Origin of the sequence: Bradyrhizobium sp. LTSPM299 (assembly GCF_000938235.1) — a bacterium.
In the GTDB taxonomy this organism is placed as follows: Bacteria; Pseudomonadota; Alphaproteobacteria; order Rhizobiales; family Xanthobacteraceae; genus Bradyrhizobium.
Genome location: NZ_JYMU01000041.1, coordinates 1 through 954, shown reverse-complemented (window position 1 = coordinate 954; position 954 = coordinate 1). Strand labels below are relative to the sequence as shown.

At 58.1% G+C, this 954-nt stretch carries 1 protein-coding gene; it reads left to right on the top strand.

Going from position 1 to position 954, the window contains the following annotated elements; all coding sequences use genetic code 11:
- The coding region (locus UP10_RS20935; RefSeq protein WP_044589190.1) for a reverse transcriptase domain-containing protein at window positions 1–789 on the top strand (789 nt) is incomplete at its 5' end.
- Between the last annotated feature and the right edge of the window lie 165 nt (window positions 790–954).

Genomic DNA, 954 nt, shown 5'->3' with positions numbered 1-954 from the left:
CTAAAGTCGGTAGCGCGCCGGATTGTTGATCGGCGCGTGTTGCATCTGATCAAGATGTGGCTGGAATGCCCAGTAGAAGAAACCGATGATCGAGGAAGGAAGACACGCACGACCGAAGCCCGGGACAACCGGCGCGGCATTCCGCAAGGCTCACCCATCTCACCGTTGCTGGCGAATATATACATGCGCCGGTTCGTATTGGGATGGAAGAAGCTCGGACTGGAGCAACGCCTCGGCAGTCGTATCGTAACCTACGCCGATGATCTTGTGATCCTGTGCAAGAAGGGCAATGCCGACCAGGCACTGCAGCAACTACGCAAGATCATGAGCAAGCTGAAGCTCACGGTCAACGAGGAGAAGACACGAATCTGCAGGATCCCGGAAGGGGAGTTCGACTTCCTGGGTTACACGTTCGGACGGATGTTCTCAGAGAGAACCGGCCAGGCGCGCCTGGGTTACCGGCCATCGAAGAAGAGCATCAAGCGCATGGTTGAGAAAATCCACGCACTGACGGACCGAACGGGGACATGGCAAGAAACCACAAAGCTGGTGGGCAAGGTGAACCGCACGCTGCGCGGATGGGCGAACTACTTCAAGGTAGGCACCGTCAGCAAGGCGTATCGGGCACTCGACAGCTACGCAGCGATGCGGTTGCGCCGGTGGTTGCAGTTCAAGCACAAAACCAGGCGTCGCAAGGGCGGGACCTATCCACTCCCGCACCTTTACGGGCACTTTGGGCTCGTACGCCTGAGCAGGCTTGGGCACGACGTGCCGTGGGTGAAGGCGTGAAGTTTTGTCCGAGAGCTGGATGCGGGAAATCTGCCTGTCCAGTTCGATGAGCGGGGTGTGAAAACGGGGCCATGGTCGAACCAGTGAGGCACCGCCAAACGAAAGGGGCGGAAACAGATATGTTCGAACCTAAAGCTACCGCGTCACACCTCGACTCTACCCATC